The 13,972-nt window shown below is 64.5% G+C and carries 12 protein-coding genes; 7 read left to right on the forward strand and 5 right to left on the reverse strand.

The genetic code is table 11. The features are described 5' to 3' along the window. Positions 1-93: 93 nt before the first annotated feature. Positions 94-1,404: a HEAT repeat domain-containing protein gene (locus J8F10_RS34620; RefSeq protein ID WP_210662409.1), complete on the forward strand. Its 1,311-nt coding sequence runs from the start codon at positions 94-96 to the stop codon at positions 1,402-1,404. On the opposite strand, the gene J8F10_RS34625 is transcribed toward J8F10_RS34620, so the two are convergent. Then, positions 1,401-2,261, reverse strand: a complete 861-nt coding sequence (locus J8F10_RS34625; RefSeq protein WP_210662412.1) for an RluA family pseudouridine synthase — start codon at positions 2,259-2,261, stop codon at positions 1,401-1,403. The genes J8F10_RS34620 and J8F10_RS34625 overlap by 4 nt on opposite strands. 512 nt (positions 2,262-2,773) lie before the next feature. Here J8F10_RS34625 and J8F10_RS34630 point away from each other — a divergent pair. Beyond that, on the forward strand, positions 2,774-3,031 hold the full coding sequence (locus J8F10_RS34630) for a hypothetical protein (RefSeq protein WP_210662414.1): 258 nt from the start codon (positions 2,774-2,776) through the stop codon (positions 3,029-3,031). 293 nt (positions 3,032-3,324) lie between these two features. Beyond that, positions 3,325-4,002 carry a DUF4198 domain-containing protein gene (locus J8F10_RS40475; protein WP_210662416.1) on the forward strand — a complete coding sequence of 226 codons (678 nt, stop codon included), beginning with the start codon at positions 3,325-3,327 and terminating at the stop codon, positions 4,000-4,002. Between the two features lie 269 nt (positions 4,003-4,271). On the opposite strand, the gene J8F10_RS34640 is transcribed toward J8F10_RS40475, so the two are convergent. Beyond that, the gene (locus J8F10_RS34640) at positions 4,272-4,454 is read right to left on the reverse strand and encodes a hypothetical protein (RefSeq protein WP_210662418.1); all 183 of its coding nucleotides are present in this window, start codon (positions 4,452-4,454) and stop codon (positions 4,272-4,274) included. A gap of 135 nt (positions 4,455-4,589) precedes the next feature. Continuing rightward, positions 4,590-4,880 (reverse strand): hypothetical protein, encoded by a 291-nt coding sequence (locus J8F10_RS34645; protein ID WP_210662420.1) that lies wholly within the window; start codon positions 4,878-4,880, stop codon positions 4,590-4,592. Positions 4,881-5,067: 187 nt separating this feature from the next. Here J8F10_RS34645 and asnS point away from each other — a divergent pair, with 187 nt between their 5' ends. Then, positions 5,068-6,465, forward strand: coding sequence for an asparagine--tRNA ligase (gene asnS, locus J8F10_RS34650; RefSeq protein ID WP_210662422.1), 1,398 nt, complete (start codon positions 5,068-5,070; stop codon positions 6,463-6,465). A gap of 552 nt (positions 6,466-7,017) precedes the next feature. Here the strand turns inward: asnS and J8F10_RS34655 are convergent. Next, positions 7,018-8,133: a mandelate racemase/muconate lactonizing enzyme family protein gene (locus J8F10_RS34655; protein WP_210662424.1), complete on the reverse strand. Its 1,116-nt coding sequence runs from the start codon at positions 8,131-8,133 to the stop codon at positions 7,018-7,020. Between the two features lie 58 nt (positions 8,134-8,191). Further along, positions 8,192-9,571, reverse strand: a complete 1,380-nt coding sequence (locus J8F10_RS34660; RefSeq protein ID WP_210662427.1) for a hypothetical protein — start codon at positions 9,569-9,571, stop codon at positions 8,192-8,194. A gap of 55 nt (positions 9,572-9,626) precedes the next feature. On the opposite strand from J8F10_RS34660, the gene J8F10_RS34665 reads away from it, so the two are divergent. From J8F10_RS34665 to J8F10_RS34675, 3 genes are all read left to right on the forward strand, one after another. Next, entirely contained in the window at positions 9,627-10,220 is a 594-nt protein-coding gene (locus J8F10_RS34665; protein WP_210662429.1) for a TIGR02996 domain-containing protein, read from the forward strand. A gap of 276 nt (positions 10,221-10,496) precedes the next feature. Further along, positions 10,497-11,531: an ABC transporter ATP-binding protein gene (locus tag J8F10_RS34670; protein WP_246524713.1), complete on the forward strand. Its 1,035-nt coding sequence runs from the start codon at positions 10,497-10,499 to the stop codon at positions 11,529-11,531. A 143-nt stretch (positions 11,532-11,674) separates the two neighbouring features. Then, positions 11,675-13,954 carry an ABC transporter permease gene (locus tag J8F10_RS34675; RefSeq protein WP_210662431.1) on the forward strand — a complete coding sequence of 760 codons (2,280 nt, stop codon included), beginning with the start codon at positions 11,675-11,677 and terminating at the stop codon, positions 13,952-13,954. Positions 13,955-13,972 lie beyond the last annotated feature (18 nt).

Consider the following 13,972-nt stretch of genomic DNA (forward strand, 5'->3'; position numbering starts at 1 on the left):
TACCCAACAATCGCCCGGTCCCCGTGCTGTCACGGCGCGGCACTCGTGGTACGATGATCGCGAAACGAGACGTACACCGCGCCCGGGGTGCCCATGTTCGGCCTGTTCACTCCCAAGTGCCCACTCGACCTCGCCGAAAAAACGTGGATCGAGCGGCGCATGCTGTGGTTCGCCGAGCGGTTCGGCGCGCACCGAATGCGGAACGCGCGCGTCGTGCTCCCGACCGCCGAGTTCCTCCCCGACGCGTACACCGGGGACTACGCGAGCGTGCGCCGCTGCCTCGACCGCATGTGCGGGTATATGGGCATCGATCCCGAGGGGATCGCGCTAGAACTGCTCCCCGACCGCCTCATGCCGGACGCGGCCGGGCTGTACGAGATGCGCGCGAAAGGGCACATCTTTATTGCCGAATCGCGCCTCGCGGACCCGCCCGGGCTGATCGCCACGATCGTCCACGAACTCGCGCACGAGATCCTGTTGCGCGGCGGGCACCTGACGGGGCACGAACCGGACCACGAGACAACGACGGACCTGCTCCCCGTGTTCCTCGGCGCGGGCATTTTCGCCGCGAACGCGACCATCCGCGAAGAGACCAAACGGGACGGGAACATCAGTTGGTGGTCGGTCTCCAAGCAGGGGTACTTGTCGTCAATTCAATTCGGCTACGCGATGGCCCTCTTCGCCCACGCACGCGGCGAAGAATCTCCAGAGTGGCGTCACCACCTGCGCACCGACGCGCGCAAGACGCTCGGAACGGGGTTGCGCTTCCTCCGCAAAACGGGGGACTCGCTGTTCACGCCGGACACGGTCGATAGGCGGCCCGCCGTGACGCCCGCCCTCGTCCTGGAACGGTTGGCGATGCGCAGCCCGACGTTCCGGCTCGCAGCGCTGTGGGACGTTCTCGAATCGGGGCTGACCGACCCGAAGCTGCTGGGCGCGGTCGTCGCGCACTTCAAGCACCCAGACGACGCCATACGCACGGCCGCAGTCCGAGCGGTGCCGGAGTTCGGCACTGCGGCCCTCGAGGTCGTGCCCCAACTGCTCGAACTCCTCCTCCACGATAGCGCCCTCCGTGCCCACGTCGTTCGGAGCCTCAGCGCGTTGCGCCCGCCGGCGAAAGACGTGGTACCGGAACTGAACCGACTACTGCTCGATGCGGACACGGCGCCCGAAGCAGCGCGCGCGCTGTACCCTTACGGCAGCGAAGCGGCGAGCGCCTTGCCGAATCTGCTGGTCGCGCTAGAACGGTCACTCTTCACATACACCGATGCGACGCCCCTTTACTTTACCGTTTTGTGCACAATCTGTTCCAACCCGGAACAGGTGCTCCGCAAACACTTCGGTGCGCGCGACCCCGACCTGCTCCGAACCGCTCTGAAAGAACTCAAACTCCGGTCCAGCTAATTCACAATACGCACCACCTCTGGTGCAATGGGCGATTCCGTTTCCACGCGCTCGCCGCTGAACGGGTGGTCGAACGCGAGGCGCCAGGCGTGCAGGCACAACCGGCGCACGGGGTCGGTGGTCGCACCGTACATCTTGTCGCCCGCGACCGGGCACCCCAAACCCGCCATGTGAACGCGGATCTGGTGCTTGCGGCCCGTTTCCAGTTCCACCTCGACGAGCGAATGGCCCCCGCGTGACGAGCGCAGTTTATACCGCGTCACCGCGCGCTTCGCGTCCTTGCCCGGGGTGCGTCCCGCGCGCACGCGCAAGTCGCGCCCTTCGGTCAGGAAGTTCTCGATCGTGCCCTGCGCCGGGTTCGGCACGCCCTCCACCACCGCGAGGTAGGTCTTGGTCACGTCTTCCCAGCTCGCCTGAAGTTGGTCGCGGACCTCGGCACTCCGCGCGAAGAGGAGCAGCCCGGACGTGTCGCGGTCGAGCCGGTGAACGACGAACGGGCGCCCGGCGTTCCGCGCAGCGAGGTGCGCGCTCAACCGCACGAACGCGGTGTCGGTCTTCTCCGATTCCGTCGCGACCGTGAGCAACCCGGACGGTTTATCGATCACAATGAGGTACGCATCTTCGTGAACGATGGTAATCCCGGCCAGGTTCGAGGCAGGGGCGGGCGCGTCGCGCTCGATACCCACTTTGTCGCCGGGGCGCAACGGGTGATCGTGTCGCGTAACCGAGGCGCCGTTGACCGTAACGCGCCCGGAGCGCAGCACCTGCTTCACGCGCGTGCGGTTCATCGGCGCGAGCGCGGTGAGCAACCAGTCCAGGAGTTGCACTTCGGAAGCGGGCGACGGAAGTTGCTGCATCTCGGGTCTCAATGACGAAACTAGCGCCCGCACATGTGCAGAGAATCGAACGCGACGCGAACTAAGTCGCACAATTCCCCACCCAGAGTATCCGCGTGACACCTTCGCTTTACATAGGGCATTGATAGTGAAGAGAAAGCGCGGGGCTTCCATCCGGTGCGCGCGTTGCTGGTTCTCGACCCGCGCCTCCGCTGGTTCAAAATTGCACGCCCCAGTGCGCAGAATGGTACAGCGCCGAGGCGCCGATCGATCTGTCGTGTTTCAGATTGGTGAGCGCACGAGCCTTTCCCGTCACGCAAAACACGCCATTTTGCCCGGCAAAGCATCGCAATTTCGGCCGGCTATGAATTACCCATCTTCCCCGCCTGAACACCTCGCGAGTCGAGCGAACAGAATGTGAAAGCGACCCGTGTACGGCCGCAATTTTGCAACGAATTTAAGCGAACGGAAAACGCAACAAATGGTGGGACACAGTAAACAGTTCCGCCGCGTGGCAGATATGGAGACGGCGAATGGGTTCTAACCTTTGCAGTGACGACCTGCACGACTGGCTCGTGGTGAGGTTCCTCACGCTCCCGGAGGCGACGCTGGCCGACGCGGTCCGTGACCTCGAGCAACTGAACGAGAACGAGAAGCGGGAACTGAACCAGCACATGATCTTCCCGTTCGGTGCGGACGACATCCGGGCCGAGCTTCTGCAACTCATCGCGACGCACGGCGAATGCGCGCGCGTGACCGAGTTCGATAGCTACCTGCCCGCCCTGTATTGAGGACAAGACCGCTCGCCCTCGCCCGCCCACTCGTTCAGAATCAAAGACGCCAAATTCCTCACGTTACGATCTGTTCAACAATACCCCCCGCGACTAGCCCACTACGCTCTTTCGCTCCCGTGTGAACTTCGGCCCGGCGGCTTCGGGCCGAAGTTCACACGCTTTTCATGGCCACTGATCGCCGTAGATAGTAACACACTTCTTAAATTCGTAACACCGATGTCACAGATGCCGCTGGTGCATTTTGGTCACACCGCCGGTCACCACCACACTCATTCTCCCGGAGACCTCTCGTGCGTTACCTCGCTGCGCTTCTGACCCTCGGGTGCCTGGCTGCTGCCGGGCACGCTCACTTCGTGTTCGTGTACGTGGACGGCGCGGAAGCCCGGATCGTGTTCGGCCACACCGCCGCACCGGACCTGACGAGTTTCCCGACCCGCGCCGAGAAGACAATCCTCACCGTTCGCGACGCGGACGGCAAAGACATCAAGGTCGCGATCGAGAAGGGCGACGGGAACTTCTTCCGGGCCAAACTGCCGGCGGGGAAGAACGCGGTCGTTTTCGGGATCACCGAAGCCGGGGTGACGCAGCGCGGCGACAACCCTCCGCTGCTCTCCTTCTACTACCCGAAGGTGATCGTCGGCGACCCGTTTATCAAGGGTGCGGAAGTTGGAGGCGCGCTGGAACTCGTGCCGGTCCGGGACGGGGACAAGGTCCGGTTCAAGGTTCTGGCTGGAGGAAAGCCGATGGCCGGCGCCGAGGTCACGGTCGGGTTGCCCGGAAAGGGTGAAGACAAGGACGAGACGGTGAAAACGGACAAGGACGGTCTAACGTCCGCATTCGCTGATAAGGGCCGGTACTGCGTCGCGGCTCGACGGTCAGAGGACAAGAGCGGCGAACTCGGAGGAAAGAAATACACCGCGATTCGGCACACCGCGACCCTGGTGTTCGACTTCGCCGCGCCCAAGTAGCCACTGTGGGGACACGATGTGGGATATCGCCGACCGGTTGGACTCGCGCGCCCGTTCAACCCGGTCCTGGCGCTGATCGCAGCGCTGTTAATGCTCGCCGCGGCTCTCGTAAGCCGGTAGATACCACTACGGGCGAACGGCCGGTGTCAGCCGGCCGGTGCGAGTCGCGATGACGCCAAAGATGGTTCCGCACCGTGGACCAATTCTGGATGGAGTTCTCACCGGCCGGCTGACACCGACCGTTCGCCCAAAAGTCCCCCGCGCGGGAATCACTCTGCCGGTTTGCCGACCCCGAGCGCGTCCGCGACGCGGTTGATGTAATTGAAGTACGCGGCGATCAGCGTGATCTGCAAAATGCCGGTGTCGTCGAAACCGACCGCGCGCAGTTTCTCCACGTCCGCACTCGTGTGCTTGTAAGGTGCGTGCGTCAGCTTGACCACGAAATCGAGCATCGCTCGGTCCGCGGGGGATAGTGGCGCCTTCGTGTAGTCCCGCCGTAACTCGGCGGCGAGTCCATCGGTCGCGGCGGTCGGGTGCTCGGGATCGGCACTACTCGCCCGGCGGAAGAACTCGATGTGGCTCTCCGTTCAGTAGAAGCACTGATTCTGCGCGGAGACCACGGACGCGATCATCTCGTGCTGGTTCCGCGTGAGCGGCAGGTGCGGCTGAAACATCACCGCGAGGCCGGATATCATGTGCCGCATCGCTTCGGGAATTAAGCTGTGCGCGGCAACGATGCTGTCCGATCCGCCGTCCGGCCGGATCAGCGCCGCGGCCGTCACCGCGTACTCACTGGGGTACAGCGAGTACACCGCCTCATAAACCTTCCGCAACTCGGGACCGGCCTCTTCGACCGGCGTCGTTTTGATCCACGTCATCGTTCGCCCTCCGTACCATCGGCACCGGCCCAATTATCCGACAGCGCAGACCGCGCTCGCAACAATCAACGCCCCTCAAAAATCGCCTTTACGGTCACCGCGCCGGCGCAACACAACTACCGGGCACCCGCCCCGCGGCTACACTGACACGGTCATCACATCAGTCCCTACGAAGCGGGTTGAGCACATGGACAAGATCAGTGTGGCGGACGCGCGCAAGGCCGAAGCGGTCGGGCGACAGGTGCGGTTGCAGGGGTGGGTGCGCACGCGGCGCGACTCGAAGGGCGGGTTCAGCTTCATCGAATTGAACGACGGCTCGTGCCAGGGGAACGTGCAGGTCGTGGCGCCGGGCGAGCTCGCGAACTACGAAGCCGTGGTGAAGCACCTGCACACCGGCGCGAGCGTGAGCATTGATGGCGAAGTGAAGGCGTCGCCCGCGAAGGGGCAAGCCACGGAAGTGCTCGCGTCGCGTGTTGAACTGATCGGCGACGCGGACTCCGAAACGTACCAGCTCCAGAAGAAGGGCCACAGCTTCGAGTTCCTGCGCGGGATCGCGCACCTCCGGCCGCGGACCAACACCTTCGGCGCGGTCGCGCGGCTGCGGCACCAGGTCTCGATGTCGATCCACCAGTTCTTCCACGAGCACGGGTTTTATTACATCCACACGCCCGTCATCACCGCGAGCGACTGCGAGGGCGCCGGGGCGATGTTCCGCGTGTCCACCATCGACCCGGCCGAGCCGCCGAAGGTCGAAGGGAAAGTGGACTACACGAAGGACTTCTTCGGCAAGCCCGCGTACCTCACCGTGAGCGGGCAGTTGCAGGGTGAAGCGTTCGCGTGCGCGTTGGGGAAGATTTACACGTTCGGCCCGACGTTCCGCGCGGAGAACTCGAACACCCCGCGCCACCTCGCCGAGTTCTGGATGATCGAGCCGGAAATGGCCTTTTACGAACTCACCGACAACATGGACCTCGCCGAGGCGTTCCTGAAGCGCATCATCTCCGACGCGCTGAAGTTCTGCATGGAAGACCTGAAGTTCTTCGCGGAGAAGCTGGAGAACAACAAGGAGCTGTTCGCGAAGCTGGAGAACGTGCTGAACAACCCGTTCAAGCGCGTCTCGTACACGGAGGGCGTGGACATCCTGCTCAAGAGCGGGAAGAAGTGGGAGTACCCGGTGACCTGGGGCAGCGACCTCCAGAGCGAGCACGAGCGCTACCTGGCGGAACAGCACTTCAAGTGCCCGGTGATCCTCTACGACTACCCGCGGACGCTGAAACCCTTCTACATGAAGGTGAACGACGACCAGAAGACGGTCCGCGCGATGGACGTGCTCGTGCCGGGTGTGGGCGAGATCATCGGCGGCAGCCAGCGCGAAGAAAAGCTCGACGTGCTCGAATCGCGCATGAGGGAACAGGGGTTGGAGCCGGAAGGCTACGGCTGGTACCTCGACCTCCGGCGCTACGGCACCGTGCCGCACTCGGGCTTCGGGTTGGGGTTGGAGCGCACGATCCTGTTCCTGAGCGGGATGGCGAACATCCGCGACGTGATCCCGTTCCCGCGCACGCCGGGCAACGCGGAGTATTGAGGTTTTCAATGTAGTCTGCTCGCTCCGCGAGCAGTTGCGTAGAAATACAAAGGCAGTTCAAGTATTCGGCAAGTGGGCTCTGCAACCGCTCGCGGAGCGAGCGGACTACACTCAAAATAACCCGGGGCGCGGATTGCTCCGCGCCCCGGGTTCACCTTTGATGTCTACTTCTGGTCCTGGTTCGCGGAAGGCTCACGGCACCGCCGGTGCGCACCTCCTGACTGATCAGGAGGAACCACGACCGGCGGGGTTGTTCCAGACCTCCTGATCAGTCAGGAGGTGCGCACCGAAAGCGGTGCTGGAACAGCCTTCCCCGAGACGAGTGTGGCGGTATTCGCTCGGGCGACGCAACATCGCCCTGCTGCAAAGCAGCGAGCTAGACCACCAAAGGTTACCAACACCGTAACCTCCACCACCCCCGAAAACAAGCACTGTGCTTGCTTCCCGGAGTCATTCGCAATTGAAGTGGCGGGTTGCCTTTAGCGTGGCAATTACGGCTCTGGCCTGTGCCACAAGCAGCCACACACATTCAACGCACCGCAGCGAAGCCCATCAGCCGACGCGGAACCGGGCGAGGGCCGCTTCGTCGAGTTCGACGCCGAGCCCCGGACCGTCCGGAATCTTCGCGTAAGGTGGGCCGAGGTCGAGCGGGCGCGTGATGATTTCGCCGTCGTGGTAGAACGGGCCGATGGTGTCGGCCGGGAACGTGTCGCAATCGACTTCCGGGAACGCGGCCGCGACGTGCAGCATTGCCGCGGTGCCGATGCCGAGTTCCAGGTTGCTCCCGATCGTGCAGCGGAGCCCGGCCGCCTTCGCGACCGCGATGATCTCGGCCGTGCCCGCGATCCCGCCGTGCTTGCCCGGGTACACGCTGAAGACGTCCGCGGCGCGGTGAACGCTCAGTAACCAGGCATCCTGAAGCGTGAACACGCTCTCGTCCGCCATAATGGGCGTGACCGTATCGCGCCGGAGTTCAGCAAGTGCCGCAGGGTCGCCCGCGGGAATGGGCTGTTCCGCGAGCAGGAGATCGATGTCCGCGAGCGCACGTAGGCAGTATTTCGCCTGCTGAATCGTCCAACCGCAATTGGAATCGATCGTAACCGGAATGTGGCGCGGGGTCACTTCGCGCACCGCTCGCACCCGAGCGATGTCGGTTTCCGGGTCGAGCCCGGTCTTCACCTTCACACACGTCACGCCGAGCGCGAGGTGCTGTTCCGCCATCGCCCGCGAACCGGGAACGTCGCGTGCCCACACGACAAGTTTGATGCGCACGCGGTCGCGTACCTTCCCACCCAGAAGCTGGTACACGGGGACGTTCGCGGACTTGCCCGCGATGTCCCACAGGGCCATCTCCACCGCGGACTTCGTGAACGGGTTCAGCTTGATGATGAAGTCCATCGCCCGGCGCGCGGCGGTGATGTCGCGCGGGTCTTTGCCGACGAGTTGCGGCGCGATGTATTCCTCAATGACCGCGACCGTCCCGCGCTGCGTCTCACCGGACCACAGCCCGGAAATGGTCGCTTCGCCGAGTCCCACGATCCCCGCATCCGTGCGAACCTTCACGATCACGTAGGGCGATGTGACGTGCTCCCCGTGTGCGGTCTTCGCGGTCATGCCCTTCTTCAGCGGCACGCACACCGGGATCGCTTCGATGCGAACAATCTTCATGGATTTTTCTCGTGTGGTCGGCTGTAAACGAGAGATTGAATCCCTCTGCCGCGCGCCCTCATTTCTTCAGAGCCTTTGCAATCGCCTCGTTCATCCGCTTTTCGCTGCCCGGGTTCACCCAGCACCAGTCACTCAAATTACCGTCGTTTTCCTTCCAGGCGCGTTCGATCGGAATGTACCCCGGTCCGCACTCCCCGTAGCCCGCGACCAGTACGAACGCATCGGGCCGGGCTTTCTGTGCGGCGAGTTGGAACTCGACGTAACTCTCGGCCGGCAACAGTGCGATCACCGCGCCACCGAAATCGAGCACGGGCAGGTCGATCGGCTTGCCGGCGTCGCAGCGCTTCTTCCAACTCAAGCCGAGCGCAGCAAGGCACTGCCCGAACGGTTTCGGATCGTCCTTCAGGCGCTTCATCAGTGCCTCTTCCGAGAACCCGTCGGATGTGCGTGCTTCCAGCGCGAGCGACGCAGAGCGGAACGTCACATCTTTCACCGCGGTCTTCTTCGTTGCCTTCCACGCCGCGGTCATCGCGGAATAAATGCGCTCGGCGAGTGCTTCGCGGTTGGCCGGATCACCGTCGTTGTACTTGCCCGCGGTCACGTTCCCACCGCACCCGCTCGCGTACACCTGGAACACGCCCGGCGTGTCGGCCTGGCGCCTTTTGCGCGCCATCCCGACGAAGTCCGCCGTCACACCGCCCCGGCCGTAAAAGCTCATCGGGTGCGTCGCATAGGCCGAGAGCCCGCACAGCGGTGTGTCGCCGGTCCAGAAGCTGATCGTCTTCAGGAGCGGGTCGATGGTGCCCTCTTCGCCCGCGCGCACTTTGGGATCGCGGCTCGCCGACATGCGGTTGTACTGCACCTTGCCGTTCTCATCAAGGTAGCGCCGGTTCGACGCGACCTTCTCCACCTTCGCCTCACCCGTCCCGATGTGCGTCACCGGTTTCGCGCTCTTCAGACACGCCTTCGCCGCATCAGCGACGCGCGAAACGGCTTTTTCCAAAAACGCGAGTTCACAGATCGCGCCTTTGGCCTTGTGCTTTTCGAGTAACTGCTGTGCCTCGAGATCAACGATGGGCGCATCGTGCTGGTGCAGCGCGCAGAGCATCACGCGGACCGGTTCGGTACCCACGGCCTTTGCGATCTTGTCACGAAAAAGGTCGTAAGCCCCGTTCCGAATTTCGCACCAATCGAGCGCCACGAACACCACCGGTTTCCCGGCCCCACTCAGCACGAACCCGTGCGCGAGCAGCGGATCGACGATTTCCTTCGCCGGTGCGATTCCGCCCCCCATACACGGGTGCCCGATGGGAATAGTCACTTCCGTGTCGAACGTCGCGAGCGCGAGTTTGGGTTCTTCGGCTCGGGCTGTTGCGGTTGAGGAGCCGACCGTTAAGGCGAGAGCCGAAGCGAGTGCGTCGCGTCGTGTTGGGTTCATGGCGGGCCTCGTGGTATGCTGGAGAGCGAACACGAGTGTACTCGGAGTTCCGCGCATGTTCACGCTCGAGGACAAAGCGTTCATTCGGACCATCCTGGCGAACCCGTCCGAACTGACCGCGTGGCTCGTCTACGCCGACTGGCTCGACGAACACGACAACCCGCTCCACGCCGAGTTTCTCAGACTGGAAGTGCGCCGCGGACAGCTCCGCAACACGGACCCGGAGTGGTACACCGTGGAAGCACGGCTCCGGGAACTCCGCACCGCGCTCGATCCGAATTGGGTCGCGGTCTTCGACCGGCCGAAAATCGAAAACTGCGAGGCCGTGTTCCAGTTCAAGTGCCCCAAACGGTGGGAAAGCCTGAAGGTCATCAACGATCCGGCGGTTCGGCACTGTAGCGCCTGTCAAAAAAATGTGTATTACTGCCACACTCTACCGGAAGCGCAGGATCGCGCGCGCCTGGGGCACTGCGTCGCGGTCCAACTCGACGTGTTACGCTACCCCGGCGACCTGATGCCCAGGCGCCAAGCACTTGATGACATGCTCTCGGAACTGTATCCACCTAACGATGGGATGCTTGTAGGGCTCATCTACGAAGAACCCGAACCCGAAGCAGTACCGCGCCGACCGTGGTGGAAATTCTGGTGATCGGCCCCGTGCCGCGCGGGTCGGGTCCGCCCCGGAACGGCCGCGCACGGTTCGCCGAGCCCCGGTCCTTCATCGAAACGCCAAACTCAACAAATCGGGATCGCTCCGGGTTCCCGCCGGTATTGGGGGCGTATCGCGACGGATGCCGCTCGCCGCCGGTCGGCGGGTTCCTAGCATATCCCGCGAACCGGTCTGCGGGCCGGTGCGTAACACACTTGGCACCCCGTATCGGTTCGCGCCGCCCTTCAAGCCTGGGTCGGCTCCGGAGATCGCGTAATGGCCGAAGACCTCGTCGTTGAAACCCGCAGCCTCACGAAAGTGTACCGCGACTTCTGGGGTCGCAAGAAAAAGACCGCGCTCAACGCCCTCGACCTCAAGATCCACAAGGGCGAAATCTTCGGCCTCCTCGGGCCCAACGGGTCCGGCAAAACCACCACCATCAAGCTGCTCCTCGGGCTGCTGTTCCCCACGAGCGGCGACGCCTTCGTGTTTGGCGAACCGGCCGCGAAGGTCGAGAAGAACGAGCGCATCGGCTACCTGCCGGAAGAATCCTACCTGTACCGGTTCCTCAACGCCGAAGAGACGCTCGATTTCTACGGCCGGCTCTTCAACATCGACCCGGACACCCGCAAGCGCCGGGCGGCCGAACTCATCGAGCGCGTCGGGCTGGGCGCGGACAAGAAGCGCATCCTGAAGGAATACTCGAAGGGCATGCGGCAGCGCATCGGGCTGGCCCAGGCGCTCATCAACGACCCGGACCTCGTGATCCTCGACGAACCCACGTCCGGCCTCGACCCGCTCGGCACCCGGTGGATGAAGGACCTGATCCTCGACCTGAAGGCGAAGGGCAAGACCGTCCTGATGTGCTCGCACCGCCTCGAGGACGTGCAGGACGTGTGCGGGCGGATCGCGATTCTGTACAACGGCGACTTGCAAACGCTCGGCAAGGTGTCCACGCTCGTCGAGGACGCGGTGCGGCTCGAAGTGCGCGCCAGCGGGGTCAAGGAGTCGCCGGAACTGCGGGCGGACCTGGAAGCCGTGTTCAAGAAGCACGGCGGCTCGATGGAAACGGTCGGGCACCCGTCCAGCACGCTGGAAGAGCTGTTCTTGCGGGTCATCGAAGAGTCGCGTGCCCGCCCCGGTCGGCGCTACCTGCCGCCCGAAGAGGCGACCCGTAATACCGCGGTCCCTCCGGCTTCCGCTCCGCCGGTGACCGCGACCGCGCCGGCGGCCCCGGCATCGCCCCCGCCCGCACCGGCGCAACAACAGCAGCACCAAAACCAGGGCAAGAAGAACAAGAAGAAGCGATAGCCGGAACCGGGTCGAGATGGTCCCGACGCGACCGCAACGATTCGCACCCCGTTGTTTTGCACTCTTCCGACCCCTTCGGGGGTCACCGGTCTGTAGCCGGGGGCCATCCCCCCGGTACTCAAGAGTTCTCAAGGGCTCCCCCGATGTCGTCGGCGCTGTTCGGCATTCTGCAACTGGACCGGGGCGACCCCTACGGGTACGCACAAGTGGCCGGGCTGCTCCAGGCGTGGCTCCAGGACGCGGGCGGGTTCGCGGCCGTCGGGCTCGTCGTGTACCTCATCTACGCCCTGACCACGCCCACGGACAAGTCCGAGTCCGAGCGGCTCCGCGTGCCGGTGTCGAAGTGGATGCTGCTGATGGGCGCCATCAGCCTCGTCTGCTACGTGGCCCTGGGCGTGCTGATATTCCTGAACCGCGGCGCGCTGCCCCCGGCCCCGGTCCCGCAGCCGGGCGAGGCGGTGCGGATCGACCCGCCCGCGTGGCACCGCGAGCTGCAGCCGATGGTCCTCATGGTCGCGGGGCTGTTCGCCCTGCTCGGGCTCGGTGAGCCGTTCGCACGCGACCTGTTCAAGATCCTCCGGCGCAACGTCTCGTTCAACACCTCCGGCGCGCGGCGCTTCGGCGGCACCCTCAGCACGTACTCCGCCGAACTGCTCACCCGCAACCGCGCCATCGCGCTGGCCGGGGCGCTCGGGCTGTACGCGGTGGTCGGCGTGCTGCTGTTCGCCATCGGGGTCCCGCGCCTCACGGGCATCTGGACGTGGCTCCTCGCCGTGAGCGCGGGCGTGTTTCTCGCGGCCCTCGCGCTGCTCATGCTGTTCGAGGCGGAAGGCCCGGTGTGGGCGATCGCGAAACTGAGCTTCAAGGAAGCCGTCCGGCGCCAGTTGCTCTGGGTGTTCCTCATCATCCTGTTGCCGTTCTTGTTCCCGGTGCAGTGGTTCGTGCAGGTCAAAGCGGCCGACGAGTTGCGCACGACGACCATGTTCCTCACGGTCGTGTTGAGCGTCCTGGTGCTGGTCCCGGCCGGGCTGCTCGCCGGGTTCGGCATCCCCGACGACATCAAGAACCTGAACATCTTCACCGTCGTGTCGAAGCCCGTGGAGCGGTTCGAGATCGTGCTCGGCCGGTTCATCGGGTACTCGGCCCTCATGACGCTCGTGCTCTTCGCCCTGACCGGCGTGAGCGTCGTGCTCATTACCAACACGGCGATCTCGGAAAAGGCCCGGGAGGAAACGTACAAGGCCCGGGTGCCGCACCGCGGGAAGCTCGAGTTCAAGAGCATGCGGGCCGAGGACCGGCAGGAAAAGAAGGACTTCGACGGCACCAACGTGGGCCGCGAGTTCGACTACCGCCGGTACATCGCCGGGCACGAGAAGTCGCCCCAGCGGGCCATCTGGAAGTTCGCGGCGGTGCCGGGCGAAATGGAGCACGCCCAGGGCGACAAGGTGCCCGTCGAGTTCACCTTCGACGTGTTCCGCATGACCAAGGGCGAGCAGGACAAGGGCGTGATGGTCAACTTCACGTTCGTCACCCAGAACGCCCCGCTGCGCCAGCCGACCAAGGACGAGGGGGCCGAGTGGCAGTGGGTGGACACGGCCCGCCGGGACCAGTACCTCGCCCGCGCCGAGGAGTTCCGGCGCCAGGGGTTCCAGATCGACCGGGCCGCCCCGGGCGACCCGGCGTGGGCCAAGGTGAACGAGCTCGCCGAGGAGTTCGGGTTCTTCGAGTACAAGGGCAAGCCGGTCTTCGACTACGCCGTCATGGGGATCGAGGTCCCCGCCGGGCTGTTCCGCAACGCGAACAACCCGAAGGCCCAGCCGGGCAAGGACGAGAGGGGCCAGCCGCTCCCGCGCCTCTCGATCCTCGTGAAGTGCGAGAGCGAGGGGCAGCTCCTGGGCATGGCCGAGCCGGACCTGTACCTGCTCCAGAACGAGATGCCCTACGCGGTCAACTTCTTCAAGGGCATGGTGGGGCTGTGGTGCCGCCTGTGCCTCGTGATCGGGGTCGCGGTCGCGGCCAGCACGTACCTGAGCGGCATCCTCGCGTTCCTGGCCACCGGGCTCATCTACATCACCGGGTTCTTCACCGACCACCTGAACGACCTGGCCACGGGCCGGAACATCGGCGGCCCGTTCCAGAGCATGGCGCAGATCGTGAAGGCCGAGCAGTCCACGACCCCGGTGTCCGACACCGCCTCCGCGCGGACGCTCATGCTCGCCGACAAGTTCGCCGCGTGGCTGTTCCGCCGCATCCAGAACGTGATCCCGGACATCGACTCGTTCAGTTGGGGGCACTTCGTCTCCGAGGGGTTCAACATCAGCACCGAGTACCTGGTGGTGAACGTCCTCGTCACCTTCGGGTACCTGATCCCCTGGGCGATCCTGGCGTACTACCTGATGAAGTCCCGCGAAGTGGCCGCGTAAGGCGCGTTCGGTGTTCGG

Origin of the sequence: Gemmata palustris (assembly GCF_017939745.1) — a bacterium.
Lineage (GTDB): Bacteria > Planctomycetota > Planctomycetia > Gemmatales > Gemmataceae > Gemmata > Gemmata palustris.

Coding starts and splice junctions, on each gene's coding strand:
- J8F10_RS34620 (WP_210662409.1), top strand. CDS start 94: ATGTTCGGCCTGTTCACTCCCAAGTGCCCACTCGACCTCGCCGAAAAA.
- J8F10_RS34645 (WP_210662420.1), bottom strand. CDS start 4,880: ATGACGTGGATCAAAACGACGCCGGTCGAAGAGGCCGGTCCCGAGTTG.
- J8F10_RS34640 (WP_210662418.1), bottom strand. CDS start 4,454: ATGCTCGATTTCGTGGTCAAGCTGACGCACGCACCTTACAAGCACACG.
- J8F10_RS34670 (WP_246524713.1), top strand. CDS start 10,497: ATGGCCGAAGACCTCGTCGTTGAAACCCGCAGCCTCACGAAAGTGTAC.
- J8F10_RS34660 (WP_210662427.1), bottom strand. CDS start 9,571: ATGAACCCAACACGACGCGACGCACTCGCTTCGGCTCTCGCCTTAACG.
- asnS (WP_210662422.1), top strand. CDS start 5,068: ATGGACAAGATCAGTGTGGCGGACGCGCGCAAGGCCGAAGCGGTCGGG.
- J8F10_RS34625 (WP_210662412.1), bottom strand. CDS start 2,261: ATGCAGCAACTTCCGTCGCCCGCTTCCGAAGTGCAACTCCTGGACTGG.
- J8F10_RS34675 (WP_210662431.1), top strand. CDS start 11,675: ATGTCGTCGGCGCTGTTCGGCATTCTGCAACTGGACCGGGGCGACCCC.
- J8F10_RS34665 (WP_210662429.1), top strand. CDS start 9,627: ATGTTCACGCTCGAGGACAAAGCGTTCATTCGGACCATCCTGGCGAAC.
- J8F10_RS34655 (WP_210662424.1), bottom strand. CDS start 8,133: ATGAAGATTGTTCGCATCGAAGCGATCCCGGTGTGCGTGCCGCTGAAG.
- J8F10_RS34630 (WP_210662414.1), top strand. CDS start 2,774: ATGGGTTCTAACCTTTGCAGTGACGACCTGCACGACTGGCTCGTGGTG.